The 16,212-nt window shown below is 74.0% G+C and carries 12 protein-coding genes and 1 pseudogene; 2 read left to right on the top strand and 11 right to left on the bottom strand.

Features of this window, described 5'->3' with window-relative positions; translation table 11 throughout:
• Nucleotides 1–98: 98 nt before the first annotated feature.
• The 7 genes and pseudogenes from LG634_RS26835 to LG634_RS26805 form a co-directional block, all read right to left on the bottom strand.
• Nucleotides 99–461 (bottom strand): 5-carboxymethyl-2-hydroxymuconate Delta-isomerase, encoded by a 363-nt coding sequence (locus LG634_RS26835; RefSeq protein WP_226737182.1) that lies wholly within the window; start codon nt 459–461, stop codon nt 99–101.
• Nucleotides 462–567: 106 nt separating this feature from the next.
• Nucleotides 568–845, bottom strand: a pseudogene (locus tag LG634_RS26830) (VOC family protein); the annotation flags it as partial.
• A gap of 302 nt (nt 846–1,147) precedes the next feature.
• Nucleotides 1,148–2,086: a hydroxymethylbilane synthase gene (gene hemC, locus LG634_RS26825; RefSeq protein WP_226737180.1), complete on the bottom strand. Its 939-nt coding sequence runs from the start codon at nt 2,084–2,086 to the stop codon at nt 1,148–1,150.
• Between the two features lie 553 nt (nt 2,087–2,639).
• On the bottom strand, nt 2,640–4,304 hold the full coding sequence (locus LG634_RS26820) for a hypothetical protein (protein WP_226737178.1): 1,665 nt from the start codon (nt 4,302–4,304) through the stop codon (nt 2,640–2,642).
• A gap of 149 nt (nt 4,305–4,453) precedes the next feature.
• The gene (locus tag LG634_RS26815) at nt 4,454–4,969 is read right to left on the bottom strand and encodes a hypothetical protein (RefSeq protein ID WP_226737176.1); all 516 of its coding nucleotides are present in this window, start codon (nt 4,967–4,969) and stop codon (nt 4,454–4,456) included.
• Nucleotides 4,970–5,082: 113 nt separating this feature from the next.
• Nucleotides 5,083–6,372 (bottom strand): outer membrane protein assembly factor BamB family protein, encoded by a 1,290-nt coding sequence (locus LG634_RS26810; RefSeq protein WP_226737174.1) that lies wholly within the window; start codon nt 6,370–6,372, stop codon nt 5,083–5,085.
• A gap of 53 nt (nt 6,373–6,425) precedes the next feature.
• Nucleotides 6,426–7,214, bottom strand: a complete 789-nt coding sequence (locus LG634_RS26805; protein ID WP_226737172.1) for an alpha/beta fold hydrolase — start codon at nt 7,212–7,214, stop codon at nt 6,426–6,428.
• A gap of 308 nt (nt 7,215–7,522) precedes the next feature.
• Here LG634_RS26805 and LG634_RS26800 point away from each other — a divergent pair, with 308 nt between their 5' ends.
• The gene (locus tag LG634_RS26800) at nt 7,523–8,002 is read left to right on the top strand and encodes a GNAT family N-acetyltransferase (RefSeq protein WP_226737170.1); all 480 of its coding nucleotides are present in this window, start codon (nt 7,523–7,525) and stop codon (nt 8,000–8,002) included.
• A 69-nt stretch (nt 8,003–8,071) separates the two neighbouring features.
• Nucleotides 8,072–9,220, top strand: a complete 1,149-nt coding sequence (locus tag LG634_RS26795) for a CinY protein (RefSeq protein ID WP_226737168.1) — start codon at nt 8,072–8,074, stop codon at nt 9,218–9,220.
• A 66-nt stretch (nt 9,221–9,286) separates the two neighbouring features.
• On the opposite strand, the gene LG634_RS26790 is transcribed toward LG634_RS26795, so the two are convergent.
• The 4 genes from LG634_RS26790 to LG634_RS26775 all read right to left on the bottom strand — a co-directional run bounded on the left by LG634_RS26790 (nt 9,287) and on the right by LG634_RS26775 (nt 15,397).
• On the bottom strand, nt 9,287–10,513 hold the full coding sequence (locus LG634_RS26790) for an FAD-dependent monooxygenase (RefSeq protein WP_226737166.1): 1,227 nt from the start codon (nt 10,511–10,513) through the stop codon (nt 9,287–9,289).
• A 171-nt stretch (nt 10,514–10,684) separates the two neighbouring features.
• Nucleotides 10,685–11,494, bottom strand: coding sequence for a xanthine dehydrogenase accessory protein XdhC (gene xdhC, locus LG634_RS26785; RefSeq protein WP_226737248.1), 810 nt, complete (start codon nt 11,492–11,494; stop codon nt 10,685–10,687).
• Between the two features lies 1 nt (nt 11,495).
• The gene (xdhB, locus tag LG634_RS26780; protein ID WP_226737164.1) at nt 11,496–13,874 is read right to left on the bottom strand and encodes a xanthine dehydrogenase molybdopterin binding subunit; all 2,379 of its coding nucleotides are present in this window, start codon (nt 13,872–13,874) and stop codon (nt 11,496–11,498) included.
• Nucleotides 13,871–15,397, bottom strand: coding sequence for a xanthine dehydrogenase small subunit (locus tag LG634_RS26775; protein WP_226737162.1), 1,527 nt, complete (start codon nt 15,395–15,397; stop codon nt 13,871–13,873). Before LG634_RS26775 ends, xdhB begins: the two co-directional genes overlap by 4 nt.
• Between the last annotated feature and the right edge of the window lie 815 nt (nt 15,398–16,212).

The following is a 16,212-nucleotide window of genomic DNA, read 5'->3' as shown; positions in this document are numbered from 1 at the left end:
CTTCTCCTGTCGTTCGGTCGCCCCCCACTCTGGCGGGGGACGACCGAACGGGACTGAGTGCGCGTACTCAGCCGGAGGGTGTGCGGATGCTCAACCGGTCAGTGGGCCGTGGTGTCCTGGCGGTAGGCCGGGGTGAGCTCCGTGACGTCCACCGAGTGGTGGACGGTCTGGCCGGTGGCGCCCGTGGTGTGGGTGCGCAGGAGGTCCAGGACGGCCTCGCTCAGCTTGTCCTTGGTCTCCTGGGTGCGGCCCGCCAGGAGGGCGATCTCGACGTGGACGACGGCGTGTTCCGGAGATCCGTCGGCGACGAACGTCTCGTCCGCGGTGCGGAAGCGCGTCTTGCACGCGGCCACTGGGGCGTTGACGAGGTCGGCGGTGAGCGTGTGCAGGGCGAGCCCGAGGCCGCGGCGGTCGAGGACGTCGTACAGCGACGAGGAATGGTCGACGGTGATGTGCGGCATCGGGCTCTCCTTGTGGGCGGGTTGGGCGAGGCGGGCGGGCGGGGTGTACGGACCTTGCTGCGCAGACAGTGTCACCCGGCCCGGGCGGACCCGGTGGCGACTTCGGTCAGCCCCAGGTGCGGGCGCAGAGGACGAGGCGGTAGCCGTCCGGGTCCTCGACCGTCACGCGTGCTCGTCCCAGTAGGGGTTGTGCGAGCGGACCCTGGTGCCGCCGGCTGCCACCAGGCGATCGACGAGGCGGTCGTCCGGCGGTTCGCCGAGGTAGACGACGAACAGGTCGTCGACCGTCGGCGTCGGCTCCAGCGGATCGTCGGGGTCGAGCGTCAGCTCGAAGTGCCAGGCACCGCCGGGCGGACCGACCATCAGGAGGTCGTGCGTGCCCGGGGCGCTCTTCTTCGAGCGCCACTGGGCGGTGTGGGGTCTGTTTGACTGGTGGGTGTGGAAGCGTCGCACGGGCCGACGGACTGGGACACGGACGAGATCGCCGGCGAGTTCGTGGCCTGGGACGATGCCGTGGGGTGGCTGCTGGGGTATTCGGCGGTGTTCGAGCAGCTGCGCCTGGCGCAGGCCGACGTACGGGTGCTGCTGGACCAGGGGTGCGGGCCTGGAAAAGGTGGCGCGCCGGGCGGCGGAGCGGGGTGTTCCGCCGTTCCTGCTGGTCGTGGGCGAGCGGTGAGCGCGCGGGTTCAGGGAGTGCGGATCGCGGTCAGGATGTCGGCGGCGCCTTGGGTGACGAGGTCGGTGGCGAGGTAGGCGCCGAGCTTTTCGGGGGCGTCGGCCGGGCCGGCGGCGGCGCCGGTGATCTGGCGCGAGCCGTCCAGGGCGGTGACGGCCGCCGACAGGTGGAGGAGGCCGTCGGCCTCGATCCGGCCCCAGGCGCCGACGGGGACGGAGCAGCCGCCGTGGAGTTCGGCGAGCAGGGCCCGTTCGGCGCGGACGCAGGCGTCGGTCTCGGGGTCACCGGTGCCGGCGAGGAGGCGGGCGGCGGCGGAGCCGCTGCGGACCTGGATGCCGAGGGCACCCTGGCCGGGGGACGGCGGGAAGAGGGCCGGGTCGAGTACCTGGTGGACGTCGGGCAGCATGTCCAGGCGGTTGAGGCCGGCGGCCGCCAGGACGACGGCGTCCAGGCGGTCACGGCCCCTGAGCCGGGCCAGGCGGCCGGGGACGTTGCCGCGGATCGGGACGACGTCGAGGTCCGGGCGCAGGGCGAGGAGCTGGGCGACGCGGCGGGGGGCGCCGGTGCCGACGCGGGCGCCGGGGGGCAGGCCGTCCAGGGTCTCGCCGCACAGGACGTCGCGTACGTCTTCGCGGGGGCCGGGTGTGGTGAGGAGGGTGGTGCCTTCGCGGACGGCGGTCGGGAGGTCCTTGAGGGAGTGGACGACGACGTCGACCCGGCCTGCCACCAGGGCGGCCTCCTGGTTGGTGGAGAAGGCCGAGCCGCCGGCCGTCTTCGCCACCTCGGCGAGCGTCGGTGTGATGCGGTCCTGGTCTCCGCCCTCCAGGATCGTCTCCCGCCGGAACTGGACTCCCGGGTACCGCGGTCCCAGCGCCCCCAGCCACTCCGCGACCTGCGCACGCGCCAGCTTGCTCGCCCGGGAACCGATCGTGACCACGGCGCCGCTCATCGAGTCAACTCCTCTTAGGTGACAGCGGGTTGACGTGCATCCTATGCACCCCGGAACACCACGGATTCCGACACCTTGTCACCATGCGGGCGGCCCGCCGTGTCCGCCGGACGCCGGGCGGGACGTCGAAGGGCACGGACGCCCACTGGTCGACGCCCTGGGGTGAGCAGCCCTGTAGGTGGCGGTCACCGTTCCGGTGCCCTGGCCGGTGGTCGCGGCGGGGGCGGGGGGCACCGGGACGAGGGCGGCGGGGGTCGGGGGGTGCTCGCTCAGCACGGCCGGGCTCTCTGTTTCGCTGGCGTGGCAGGGGAGGCGTACGGGTGCGAGGCGGGCAGGCGTGACGCCCTCCGGTCCAAGTCGTTCGAACGAACGAGTGGTTCGAACGAACAGTAGGGCAGGGCGGGCCGGGGGGCAATGGCGTGTCGTCAGCGGCTTGCCCCGACGAGGACCTTACGGAGGCGAGTTGCCCCGGTGCGTGCGCGCGCCCGGGTCCCCTCCGGGGCGGGATGCCGGGGAGGGGGCACGGGCGCGGCCACGGGGTTTGCGGGTCGGGTCAGTCGCAGGCGGTCAGGGACAGCGCCTCGATGGCGAGGGAACGGCCGGTGGTGCCGAGGGTGATCGCCTGGCCGCGGGTCCTGGGCTGCCAGCCGACGTTCTGCACGTGCGCCCGGCCGGCCAACGTGCCCCGGTCGGTTCGGAGTTCGAGGGCTTCCAGTCGCAGGGCCCGTCCGGTGGTGCCGACTTCGGCGGTGCCGCCGTCGGGGATACGGACCCAGGGCTGCCAGCCGATGTTCTGCACGTGGGCGCGGGCCCACAGGCCGCCGGTGCCGGTGGCGGACAGGCGCAGGGCCTCTACGGGCCGGCTCTGGCCGGTGGTGCCGACGCCGGCGCCGTCGGCTGCGGTGCCGGGCTGCCAGCCGATGTTCTGCAGGTGGGCCTGGTAGCGCAGGGTGCGGCCGGGCTGGGCGGGGGTGCCTTCGGGGTCTCCGCAGGCGTTCTGCCGGGCGACGTCGTTGAGGGCGATCACGGCCCGCTGCAGGGCGCCGGCGGGGACGCCCTGGCCGTTCTGGTTGACGTCGTCGGTCATCACGACGTTGAACTGATCGACGGCCGGGTGCTGTTGCCACGGCCCGTTCAGCATGCCGAGCAGCCGTGCGTTGAAGCCGCGGGCGAGGTGGAGCATGTACGCGTCGGCCACCTCGCGGGGCACGAGGCCGAGCGCCGCACCCATCTGGGCGAGTGCGGCACCGGGGACGGTGATGTCCGGGGTGATCAGGCCGCTGAGCGAGAACAGCCCGTCGGGGCGGGCGGCTTGGGGCCAGGTGAGGGCGCGGTCGTCGAGGGTGAGGGCGGAGGCGTACGTGCGTTCCGCCGCGCCGGCGCTGTCGAAGAGCGCGCCCAGGTAGTCGTACCAGGCCAGTGAGGCGTAGGCGTAGCTACCGCGGCTGTCGGAGTCGGAGGTCGGCCACAGCACGCCGCGCTGGTCCTCGCGGCCGTCGCCCATGACGACGACGTGGCGTCCGGCGTCGACGAAGGTGCCGTACGGGCTCTGCGGGCCGTACGTGGACCTGGGGGCGATCCGGTCGCGGCCGACGGCGTCCATGAGGAGGTCCATCGCGGCGCCGCGGGCGGTGGTCAGTTCGGCGGCGGGGGCGGTGACGGACAGCCGCAGGATCACGAGTTCCGCGGGATGGCGGCGGATCCAGTCGGCCAGGCCGGCCACTTCGCCGGTGCGCCCGTCGGCGTCGAAGAACAGGTTGCCGAGCGGCGAGCCGTGGTACGCGTACCAGCGGCCGTCCTGCTTGCAGAGCCGCAGGTCGAGGACGCGGGCGCCGCCGTCGAGCTGGGCGGTGAGGCTACCGCTCTGGGTGCGGGCCATGCTGGCGGCGACGGCCGGGTAGACCCGGGCCACGTCGTAGGCGTCGCCGGAGGTGCACAGGCCGCTGCCGGGGCGGATGCTCCAGCTGGCGGCGTCGTGGCTGCCGGGCATGGCGATGGCGTTGAGCGGGCGGTCGTGGAGCTGGGTGCGGCGCTGGGCCATCCAGTTCGGGAGGTCGATGGCCGACTGCGCCGTCGTGGACTCGGCCGCGGCGGGGGCTTCGGCCTGCGCGGGCCGGGGGGCCGCCGCGCCGGGGCCGGCCGTGGCGCAGACGGCGAGGGCGGCGGCGAGGCAGCCGGTGACGAGGTGTCTCCGTCGCGGGAGGAATGCGGATCTCATGACACTCCAGGCGTGAGGGGTTGCCGGTGTGCGGACGGGGATCGACCCTGCCCGAATGGCATGCACACGCCAAGCCATGATTTCGGCCGCTCCCGGACGCCACCCGTCCGGTGGCGCCGTCTCGGCCCGGAGCCCTGCGAAAGCGCAGGTCAGACGGTCGCCGCCGCCAGATGGTACGTGGTGTCGACCCAGAAGCCGTCGTCGGCGAGCGCCTTGATCTCCAGCACGTACTCGCCCGGCACCAGAGGCGCGAGGCCCGTCCACACGCCCCAGGTGAACCGGCGGGTCAGCCACTTGGTGCGGAACGACGCCGCGAACTCGCGCAGCGGCAGCGGCACGCCGTTGAGCGCGGCCATCGCCTCCACGACGGCCATCCGCTGCGGGGTCCGTGCGTGGAAGCGGTTGTGCTGGAGGTTGAGCACGGGGAAGAAGACCGGGCGGTCCGAGGGGACCGTGCAGCGCCGCACGACATGGCCGCCGTAGGTGCCGGCCAGGAACCAGACGTCGGCCGGCTGGTTCCAGCCGGCGTGCTCACCGGTCTTGTCGCGGACCGGGCAGCGGTCCGCGGGCGCGGAATCGGCCCACCGCCACCACCGGCCCGAGAGCGCGCCGCCCTCCTCGTCGCTCGGCTCCCAGCCGCCGTCCGCCGGCCCCGTACCACCCACGACGCCCTCCCCGTACTCCTGACCTGGCCCCTTGTTCGAATACGCGGACCCTACCGCGCGACACCGGACCTGGGCACCGCCGTATCGGGGACGTCCGACTCGGCGGAACGGGGTCAACGGGCGGGTGCCGGGCGGGGAACCGTGCGGTGGACTGCGACCGGGGAGTTCCACGCCCGGTCGGCCGCGGCCTCCAGGGCGGCGAACTCGTTGACCAGATCGGGAGCAGCACCCGAATCGTCCTCCAGGATCCTTCCGGTCAGGCCGTCCATCACCACGCCCTCGCCGTCCTGCGTGAGGCCGTACACCAGGCCGTACCAGGCGGCGGTGACCGACCGGGGCAGGGAGGGGGAAGGGGAGACCGCCGCCTCGTGGTCGCCGCCCCGCCGCCAGATCAGGCGGGCCCCGGCCGCTTCGTAGGCGGCCAGCTCGCCGCCGTAGAACGAGCAGTAGGTGTGGGCCCGTTGGTCGTACGAGCAGGAGACGACGGGCTCGTGTCCCGCCGCGAAGCCGGCCGGCACCTCACGGCGGCCCGTCCGGACGTCGAGGAGGTCCGCGCCGGCGAGGACGAAGTGCGGGGAGAAGGGCAGCAGTTCCCTGCCCGGCCCCAGGGACAGGTGGCGGCCGCCGGTCCACAGGGTGCGGCCGGTGCGCACGTCCAGGGCGGCGGCGCGGCCGGTGTCCATCGGCGCGGAGTCGATCCGGCCGTCGCGGTCGGTGTCCTGCCAGGCCATGGCCGCGACCCGGGCTCCGGCCAGCGGGAAGCGGGCCTCGACGTCGGGACGTTGCCAGAGGAGCCGGCGGGCACCGTCGAATGCGATGCCGTACGTGACGTACCTGTTGGACTCCTCGCAGGCGACGGCGGCAACTCCCCCGCCCCTGAGCGTTGTTGTGGCGGACACGGCGCACCGCACCGCAGAGCGCCCTTCCATGGTGCGCCAGGGGGCCCGCCAGGCCTCGGTCCCGGTGGCGGTGTCCACGGCGACCAGTTCCGCCCGTACGCCGGTATTGGCGAACGCGACCAAGACGAGATCGCGACCGCCGTACCGGACCCGGACGGGGGTGCCGTGGGGCGGCGGATCTCCGGGGTTGACCCTCGGCAGCGGCCCGGACTGCCGCACCGACCACAGCGTGCGCCGGGTGGCCAGGTCGACCGCCTTCAGCCGGCCGTACGCGTGCACGTACGCCCGCGCACCGTCGAGGGCGGCCGACCTCACCCCGACGGCATCCGCCAGCTCCCCTTCCGGCTGGAAGTGCAGGGGTGGGCGATGCGCGGTGAACGGGCCGGTCACGCGGGGCGCCTCGGCGCCGCCTCCGTCTTCGCCGCCGAGCGTGACGAGCAGAACCGCCACCAGGGCCGCCGCCATCACGGCCGCTCCGGCCACCCACCATCGCATCCGTCGCATCCGCCCAGTGTTTCCAGGGGAGTTGACGGGGGAGTGGACGGTACGCGAACCACTCAGGCGTGGGCTCCGCAGAAGGCGCGTACCGCGCGCCGGAAGGCTTCGGGTGCCTCCAGGTTGGAGACGTGCCCCGCGCCCGGGATCAGCACCAGCTCGGATTCCGGGATGGCGTCCTGGAACGCGCGGGCGACGTACAGCGGCGAGCGGGCGTCCTGCTCGCCCCACAGCAGCAGGGTCGGGACCCCGATCCGGGGCAGCAGGTCGCGCTGGTCCGTCTCGGCCATCAGGGCGAGCTGCACCCGCAGGGTGTCCGGCCGGACGTCGTGGGCCATGGCGTCGAGCAGGGGCACGTACCGAGGGGGCGGCTCGCCTGCGAACAGGCCGGGCATTGTCGGGTCGAATTCCTCGGGGGGCGCGGCGAGCATCCGCTCGACCCCCGCCACGCGGGCGGCGACCTCCTCCGGCGGCAGCGACCCCTTCCAGCCGGCGTACGTGTCGACCAGCAGCAGCGTCCTGACCAGGTCGGGGCGGCGCCGGTACAGCTCCAGTACGACCGTCCCGCCCCAGGAGAGCCCGGCCACGTGGGCGGGGCCCGGCCCGATGTCCTCGATCACGGCCGCGAGGCAGTCCGCGAAGTCCGCGAGCCGGAAGTCGGGCGGCACGTCGCCGGACCGTCCGGCGCCCGGCTCGTCCCAGGCCACGACGGTGAACTCGTTGGCCAGGTCGGCGAGTTGCGGCTGCCACATCCGGCCGTCGACACCGGCGCCGTGCACGAGGACCAGCACCGGCCCCCGGCCCGCCCGCGTGTACGCCACCTCCACACCACCGACGTCCACCGTTGCCATGCCTTCAGGCTAGCCCCGCTCCACAGCCTCCGCCGCCGCTGGCAGCACGGAGCGCGGCCGGAATTCGCCGGTGACCGGGCTTGCAGGGTCACGTACCCTCCACCACGCCGTCGCCGAACTCCGCGACGAGCACCTCACCGACCCGATCGTCTGGGTCCCGTTCGTCCACGACGGGCCGTGAGGAGCGGGCCGCGCAGTGGCGGAGCCGGGGAATCCCGTTTGTCGGCCCGTCCGGGCGGGTGCTTGAATCCGGCCACGTGACACTTGCGAACGGAGAGCGCCCGGGCGGTGACGGGGCCATCGTGTTGATGCCCATGGATGGTGACGAGGCGTCGAGGGTCGCGTGCGACCGGCCGGGGCCACAGGACCGCTGGGCCGCGGGTTTCCCCCGCGAGGACGACTCCGCGCCGGCCGGCGACCGGCTGACCGCGGCTGCGGCGGCGCCGGCCCCCTTCGGCGTGTACCGGATCGTGCCGCGCTCCCACGGGCTGACCGTCGGCACGATCGGCTTCCACCGGCCGCCGGACGCCTCCGGCCGCGTGACCATCGGGTACGGAATGGTCCGCGCCGAGTGGGGGCGGGGGTACGGAGCGCAGGCGGTGGCCGGACTCGTGGAGATCTGCCGTGCGCACGGCGGCGTCACCGCGATCGACGCCGAGACCGACCTGGACAACACCGGCTCGCGACGCGTCCTGGAGAAGAACGGTTTCGCACGCGTGCGCACGACCGGGGACAGCTGCTTCTACGTGCTGGAGCTTGCCCCACCCCAACTTGCTACCGAAGGGTAGTTATATTTTGACCGGCCCGGTGCCCGAGGGGGGTACCTGGGTCTCTACCAGGGGAAATTCAGGATGACGATGACATTTCGTCGGGGCAGGCCAGTGCTCTCGACGTTCTCGGCGGGAGTGGCGGCGACCGCGCTGCTTCTGGGGCTCGCCACGTCGGCGGCGGCTGCGCCGCTGCCGGATCCGGCCCGGGCGGGGGTGACGGCCGCCTCGAAGACGGGGACGGCGGCCAAGGGCACGTCCAGGTTCGCCGGGTCCGTGGCCAAGGCGAAGAAGCCCGGGCGTGACATCCCGCCCGTGCAGTACTTCGGCACCATCAACACCTTCGGGCAGAACGCCGAGCACGAGCGGATCACGCGTGCGGCGCTGGCCTGTGCGCCCGGTGTCACGCCGGGTGCGGAAGGCACCTGCTTCGAGCCCGGCTCCATCCGCCAACTGGCGGGCGCCAAGGGCACGATGGGTGCCATCGGCGCACCGGACGTGGACCAGGTCCTCACCGAGGCCGCGCACTGCGACGGGGCCGACTACCTGAACGCGGCCGGCTACCCCCGTACCCGCGCGCAGGCCACTTCCGTACTGCTGGCGTGCATTGCGCACCTCAAGGGCGAGTTCAACCGTGGTGTGGAGCGGGCCGACGCGCTGGTGGACGCCGCGGGCGCGGTCAGCACCGCCGCCACCGACCTGTCCTCCGACTGCACGTTCGTGCTCGGCGTGACGGGCCGCGGCAAGTGCAACGCCATCGAGGGCTTCGGCCGGGCGCTGCACGGCACCGAGGACTTCTACTCGCACAGCAACTGGGCCGACCGGGCGGACAGCCGGTCCGCCATCGGCATCGCCAACCCGCCGGGCCTGGCCCGTACCGGAGCGGCGCCGTTCCTCCGGCTGGCCGCCCCCGCACCGGCGGCCGCCGACATCCCGGCCGACCTCTCGACGGGCTGCTTCAGCCTCAACCCGTGGGGCTGCGGCAAGCGGATCACCCACAGCGTCCTGAACAAGGACAACGGGATCATCGACCCGCTCACCGGTGAGGCCACCGCCCCGACCACGCCCCGCGGCCAGATCGAGGCCAACTTCAGCGCCGCCGTCCAGGCTGCCATCGCGGACACCCGCGCCCAGTGGGCCGGCTTCCGCACCTCCCTGATCACCCGCTACGGCACCACCCGCGGCCAGCGCATGGCCTGCGCCATGACCCACGACAACCCGGCCGTCGCCTGCCGGTAGTCCCTGAGGTGCCGCACCGGGCCGGGGGCGGCGGTCTCCGCCGCCCCCTGCTCCGCACCCTGCCGGCTACGGCGCCGGCAGGGTCTGGCCGCCGATGTCCGGGACCCCGGCCAGGACGTCGCGCCACCAGGATTCGGCGCGGGCGGGGGTGAGCGTGGACCAGTCGGGGGTCCGCTCCACCTGGGCTCGGCCCAGGCGGCGGGCCAGCGAGACCAGGGCATGGCCGGCGGGCGTCCGGGTGGTGTGGTAGGCCGTGGTCAGGCCGTCCCAGGTGGGGGCGGTGCGCCAGGCCGCGCCGAAGGCGGTGGCGTCCTGGAGCGCCTTGGCGACGCCGCTCGTGTTGTGGGGGCGCACGACGGTGGCGGCGTCGCCCGCGAGGAGGACGCGGCCGGCGGCCGTCCGGGGGGTCTGCAGGTCGTAGATGGGCTGGACGACGGTGTCCTCGGGGGCGGTGAGGGCGAGCAGGCGGCCCCAGTACGGCGGGAACTCGCGGTCGAGGAGTCCGGCGAGGCCGGTGGCGAGGGCCGGGGTGAGGCGGCCGGGCGGGAAGCTGGTGGGATCGTCCAGGCGCAGCGTGCCGTCCGCCGGGGGTGGCGCGTACAGGACCCAGTTGACGCGGGTGCCGGCCGGGCCGGGGATGCGGTAGACGACGCAACTGCCGCCGGGGAAGCAGACGGTGGTGACCGCGTCGGCGGGCCAGGGGCCAGCGCCGAGGGCGTCGAGGAGCCGGGCGTCGAAGTGGCCGCGCCAGCAGACGTATCCCGCGTACTGGGGGCGGGAGCCGGTGCTGACGGCTTCGCGGACGACGGAGCGGTAGCCGTCGGAGCCGATGACGAGGTCGGGGCGCTCGGCGGTGCCGTCGGCGAGCCGTACCTCGGGGCGCTCGGCGGGGTCCGCCGAGCCGGTGACGCCGGTGACGGCCGCGCCCTGCCGGTATTCGACGGTGTCCGGCGTCGCGTCGCGCAGGCCCTGCCAGAGCAGGCCCCAGTGGTAGGAGTGGAAGGGGAACGGCTGCTCCCAGAACAGCGTCCCGGTGGCGGAGGCGCCGTCGCGCACGACCCACTGGCGGCGGGTGAGCCGGTGGGCGGCGATGCCCGGGGGCAGGGTGGCGGCGGCCGCGAGTTCGGCGGCCCGGTCGTTGTGGATGCACAGGCCGAAGCCCCGGTCCGCGAGGCGGCCGGCGGTGCGTTCGAGGACCACGACGCGGTCCGCCCCCGCCCGTGCCGCCACCGTGGCGAACGCACAGCCGGCGATGCTCCCGCCGACCACCGCAACCGAACCGCCGCTCCGCATCCGCGCTCCCTCTGCCCTGCCGCCGCCGGGCCAGGGCCCCGCCCTGCCCTGCCCTGCCCGGGGCCCTGCGTACCCGCCGTGCGCTCCGCCGTACGTTCCGCCGTACGGTCCCGCCGCCATCCTGCCGGACCCGTCCCGAGCCGGGTCAACAACACACGGACCGGGCGGAATTCACCCCCGTTGCCGTTCGAAGGTCCGCAGGAGGTCGGCGGCGACGCCGACGGCGATGGTGGCGGGTTCCTTGCCGGTGAGTCCGGTCAGGCCGATGGGGGTGGTGATGCGGTCGACGGTGGCGGGGTCGTGGCCGCCTTCGGTGGTGAGACGGTGGCGGAACCGGGCCCATTTGGCCGCCGAGCCGATCAGGCCGATCGTGCCGAGGCCGGGGGTGCGCAGGGCGGCGTCGCACAGGGCCGCGTCCTCGGCGTGGTCGTGGGTCATGATCAGGACGTGGGTGCCGGGGGCCAGGCCGGCGAGGACCTCCTCGGGGAGCAGCGGGGTGTGGTGGACGTGGACCTGTGCGACGGCGTCGGCGAGCACGGCGAGCCGTTCGGGGGTGAGCTGGTCGGGACGGGTGTCGACGAGGTGGAGGTCGAGGTCCTGGCGGGCCAGGATGCGGGCCAGTTCCAGGCCGACGTGTCCGACGCCGAAGACGGCGACGGCCGGGACCACGGGCAGTGGTTCGAGCAGGACGCCGACGGCTCCGCCACAGCACTGCACGCCGTGCCGTCCGGCGACCTTGTCGTTGAGCGCGAAGTCCATCAACTCGGGTTCGGCTGCGGGGGTTTCGATGAGCTCGCGGGCCCGGTCGATCGCGACGGCCTCGATGTTGCCGCCGCCGATCGAGCCCCAGGTCCCGGTGCGGCCGACGACGAGTTTGGCACCGGCCTTGCGGGGCGCGTGGCCGCGGACGGTCGCGACGGTCGCGAGCACGCCGGCTTCCCGGCGGGCCCGCAACCGTGCGACGGCGGCGACCCAGCTCATGTCAGACACGGCTCGGCACGGCAGGGTGCGAGCCTTCGGCCGGTGTCGCCGCTCCCCCGTTGCGTGCCGCCTCGACGGCCCAGTACACGGCCTCCGGGGTCGCCGGGGAGGCGAGGTGGATGCTCACTCCGGCCGGTCCGAAGGCCGCCGCCGCCTGCCGCAGGGCTTCCCGTACGGAGAACGCCAGCATCAGCGGGGGCTCGCCGACCGCCTTGGAGCCGTACACGGCGCCTTCCTCGGTGGCGTTCTGCAGCAGCCGGACGTGGAACTCCTCCGGCATCTCGGAGAAGCTGGGCAGTTTGTACGTGCTCGCCGCCTGGGTCAGCAGCCGGCCGCGGTGCGGGCCGTCGCCGGCGTCCCAGCGCATGTCCTCCAGGGTCAGCCAGCCGGCGCCTTGCACGAAACCGCCCTCGACCTGGCCGATGTCGATCAGCGGGGAGAGGCTGTCTCCGACGTCGTGGACGATGTCGACGCGCCGGATGCGGTAGGCGCCGGTGAATCCGTCCACCTCGACCTCGGCCGCGGCGGCCCCGTACGAGAAGTACTTGAACGGGGAGCCCCGGAAACCCTTCGCGTCCCAGTGCAGGCCCTCGGTCCGGTAGAAGCCGGCGGCCGACAGCTGGACGCGCTGGAGGTAGGCGGTGCGTACCAGGTCGTCCCAGGGCAGTTCGGCGTCGCTGCCCAGGACGCGGGCGGTGCCGTCGGTGATGCGTACGTCCGCGGCGGCGGCGCCCAGTCGGGTGGCGGCGACCTGGAGCAGGCGTTCGCGCAGCTGCTCGCAGGCGTTCTTGACGGCGGCGCCGTTGAGGTCGGCGCCGGCGCTGGCGGCGGTGGCCGAGGTGTTGGGGACCTTGTCGGTGCGCGTCGGGGCGAGCCGCACCTTGGGCAGGGGGATGCCGAGGGTGGTCGCGGCCACCTGGAGCATCTTGGTGTGCAGGCCCTGGCCCATCTCGGTGCCGCCGTGGTTGATGAGCACCGAGCCGTCCTTGTAGATCAGGACCAGCGCGCCGCCCTGGTTGAAGGCGGTGAGGTTGAACGAGATGCCGAACTTGATGCCGGTGACCGCGAGGGCCCTTTTGGTGTGCGGGTGCGCGGAGTTGAACGCGGCGATCTCGCGCGTGCGGTCGGCGAGGGCGGCGTCGGCCTTCACCTGCTCCCAGACGGTGGAGATCCGTTCGGGATGCCGGACGGGCTGCCCGTACGGCGTGGCCTGGCCCGGGCGGTAGAAGTTGCGCTCGCGCAGCTCCATCGGGTCCAGGCCGAGGAGCGGGGCGCAGCGGCCCATGATGTCCTCGATCACCAGCATGCCCTGGGGGCCGCCGAAGCCGCGGAAGGCGGTGTTGGAGACCTTGTTGGTCTTGGCGATGCGTCCGGTGACACGGGCGTTGGGGATCCAGTAGGTGTTGTCGATGTGGCACAGGGCGCGGGCGACGACCGGTTCGGACAGGTCCAGGCTCCAGCCGCCGTCCGCGGTCAGGGTGGCTTCCAGAGCCTGGATGCGGCCCTGGTCGTCGAAGCCGATCCGCCAGTCGGCGTGGAAGCCGTGGCGCTTGCCGGACATCGTCAGGTCCTGGGTGCGGGTGAGCCGGAGCCGTACGGGGCGGCCGGTGAGCTTGGCTCCGAGGGCGGCGACGGCGGCGAAGCCGTGCGGCTGCATCTCCTTGCCGCCGAATCCGCCGCCCATGCGCAGGCATTGCACGGTCACCTCGTGGCTGTGCAGGCCGAGGACGTGGGCGACGATCTCCTGTGTTTCGCTGGGGTGTTGGGTGCTGCTCTGGACGAAGACCTGCTCGGCCTCGTCGATGTGGGCGAGCGCGGCGTGCGTTTCGAGGTAGAAGTGCTCCTGGTCGGAGAACTGGAACTCGCCGGTGAACACGTGGGCGGAGTCGGCGAAACCTGCCTCGACGTCGCCGGTGACCATCTCGGGCCTGGCGCCGTGGAAGCTGCCGGCGGCGATGGCCTCCCGGAGGGTGACGACGGAGGGCAGTTCGTCGAGTTCGACCTCGACGGCGGCAGCTCCGAGCCGGGCGGCTTCCAGTGTTTCTCCGAGCACCCAGGCCACCGCGTGGCCGTGGAACATGACCTCGTCGGGGAAGAGCGGTTCGTCGTGCTTCATGCCGGCGTCGTTGACGCCGGGCACGTCGGCGGCGGTCAGGACGCGGACGACTCCGGGGACGGCGAGGGCGGGTGCGGTGCGCAGGGCGGTGATCCGGCCGCGGGCCTTCATGACCTGCACCGGGTGGGCGTGCAGGGCGTCCTTGGTGCGGTGGACGAGGTCGCCGGTGTAGAGCGCGGTGCCGGTGACGTGCTGGCGGGCGCTCTCGTGCGGGATCGGGAGGCCGACGGCGGGCTGCTCGGGGCGCTGGGACAGGTGGCTCATGACGGCATCGCCTCGGAGGTGGTCTGTGCGTACAGCTTCAGCAGGCTCTGGCCGAGCATCGCGGAGCGGTACTCGGCGCTGGCGCGGTGGTCGGTCATCGGGGTGCCCTCGGTGCGCAGCACCCGGGCGGCGTTCTCGGCGGTCTCCGGTGACCAGGGGCGGCCTTCGAGGGCGGCCTCGGCGGCGAGGGCGCGGATCGGGGTGGCGGCCACGCCGCCCAGTCCGATGCGGGCCTTGCGGACGGTGCCGCCGCGGATGTCGAGGGCGTAGGCGACGGCGACGCTGGAGATGTCGTCGAAACGGCGTTTCGCGATCTTGTGGAAGGCGGTGACCGGGGCCAGCGGGCGCGGGATGCGGATCGCGCGGATCAGCTCGCCGGAGCGGCGCACGCTCTGCCGGTAGCCGGTGAAGTAGTCGGCCAGCGGGACCTCGCGCTCGCCGTCGGGGGCGGCGAGCAGGACCGACGCCTCCAGTGCGAGCAGGACCGGCGGGCTGTCGCCGATGGGCGAGCCGGTGCCGAGATTGCCGCCGAGGGTCGCGCCGTTGCGGATCAGTCGGGACGCGAACTGCGGGAACAACTGTGCCAGCAGCGGTACTTGGCCGTCGAGGCGGCGCTCGATCTCGGTGAGGGTGAGGGCGGCGCCGATCTCGATGGGGCTGTCTTCGGAATCCGGCTCGGCGCGCAGAGCGCGGAGTTCGGGGAGCCGGTCGACGGCGATCACGCAGGGGGCTCGGCGGGAGCGGATGTTCACTTCCACGCCCCAGTCGGTGCTGCCGGCGACGACGACCGCGTCGGGCCGTTCGTCCAGCAGGCGCAGTGCGCCGGCGAGGTCCTCCGGGCGGTGGAACGAGCTGCCGTCCTGCGTGTAGGCGGTGGCGGCCGGCTCGGGCGGCGCCAGCTCGCGGCGCTGCGCCAGTACGTCGTCCCCGGCGGGCGCGCCGACGGCGAACGCGGCGTCGCGGATGGGGCGGTAGCCGGTGCAGCGGCAGAGGTTGCCGCTCAGGGCGTGCAGGTCGAAGCCGTTGGGGCCGTGCTCGGGGTCGTGTCCCGGGTCGCTCTCGGGGCCGGCCGGCGCGGTGGGGGCGCAGCGGTCGGGGCGGTAGTACTCGGCGGCCATGCTGCACACGAACCCCGGTGTGCAGTAGCCGCATTGGGAACCGCCGCGGACCGCCATCTCCTGCTGTACGGGGTGCAGGGCGGGCGGCGTGCCGGGGGCGCCGGCGGTGGCGAGGCCCTCGGAGGTGACGACCTCCTGGCCGTCGAGTGCGGCGACCGGGACGAGGCAGGCGTTCACGGCCACCCAGTCGGTGGGCTTGTCGACGCCGGGGCGGGCCACGAGGACGGAACACGCACCGCACTCGCCTTCGGCGCAGCCTTCCTTGGTGCCGGTGAGGCCGCGGGCGCGCAGGAAGTCGAGGACGGTGGTGTGGGGGGCCGTCGGGGCGAGGGGGGTTTCCGTGCCGTTGACGGTGATGCGTGCAGGTGTGGTGGGGCGGGTGGAGCCGGGTGACGTCGTCGCCATGGGAGAGCTTTCCGTTTCGGTGCCGCGGGGTCGCGGTTGCCGCGGGACGCCGGCCGGGATGGCGGGGTGCCGCGGGCGATGCTGAAAGGGAGAGGGGCCGGCGGCGGTGCGCATGTTGCGGGGCACGCCGGTGAAGGGGGGCTCGGCTGGTCAGCAGCCGTGCGCGACGCGGCCCGGGGCCCAGGCGAGCTGGTGGGCGAGGCGGGACGAAGCGGAGTGCGTGGACATCCGGTCTCGCCTCCTTCTCTTGCCGTGCGAGTCGGTCCGGCCGACGTTATGGGGCGCCGGCCTGATCGGTCAAGCACCGGCCCGCCCCGGGCGCCGCCGCGTCCCGTGCTCCGCCCCGAGGAGGCAACCCGGGCGCCACCCGGACCCGCGCCTCAATCGCCGGCGGGGCTGGAATTCGCCCGCGCCGGTTCTGACCGTCAGCCAGGGCGGGCCGGCCACCGCGCCGACTGCCCCTGGGCGCGGCATCCCCTCGCTCCTGTCGCCCGCCGGCCGGGCGCGGCACCTCCCCTGCCTGGCGCAGCCGGCCACCGGGGCGGGGCCAAATCGCCCCGCTTGTTCAGCCGCCCGCCGGGCACGGCACCTCCACCCTGCTTGGGGCGGTTGCCCGCCGGGCGAGGCACCTCCACCCCGCTTGGGGCGGCTGCCCGCCGGGCGCGGCACCTCCACCCCGCTTGGGGCGGCTGCGCGCCGGGCGGGGCACCTCCACCCCGCTTGGGGCGGCTGCGCGCCGGGCGGGGCACCTCCACCCCGCTTGGGGCGGCTGCGCGCCGGGCGGGGCACCTCCACCCCGCTTGGGGCGGCTGCGC

Source organism: Streptomyces bambusae (assembly GCF_020532645.1).
GTDB classification, from domain to species: domain Bacteria; phylum Actinomycetota; class Actinomycetes; order Streptomycetales; family Streptomycetaceae; genus Streptomyces; species Streptomyces bambusae.
Note: the sequence above shows the minus strand (reverse complement) of the source record. Positions and strands in the feature narration are given on the sequence as shown.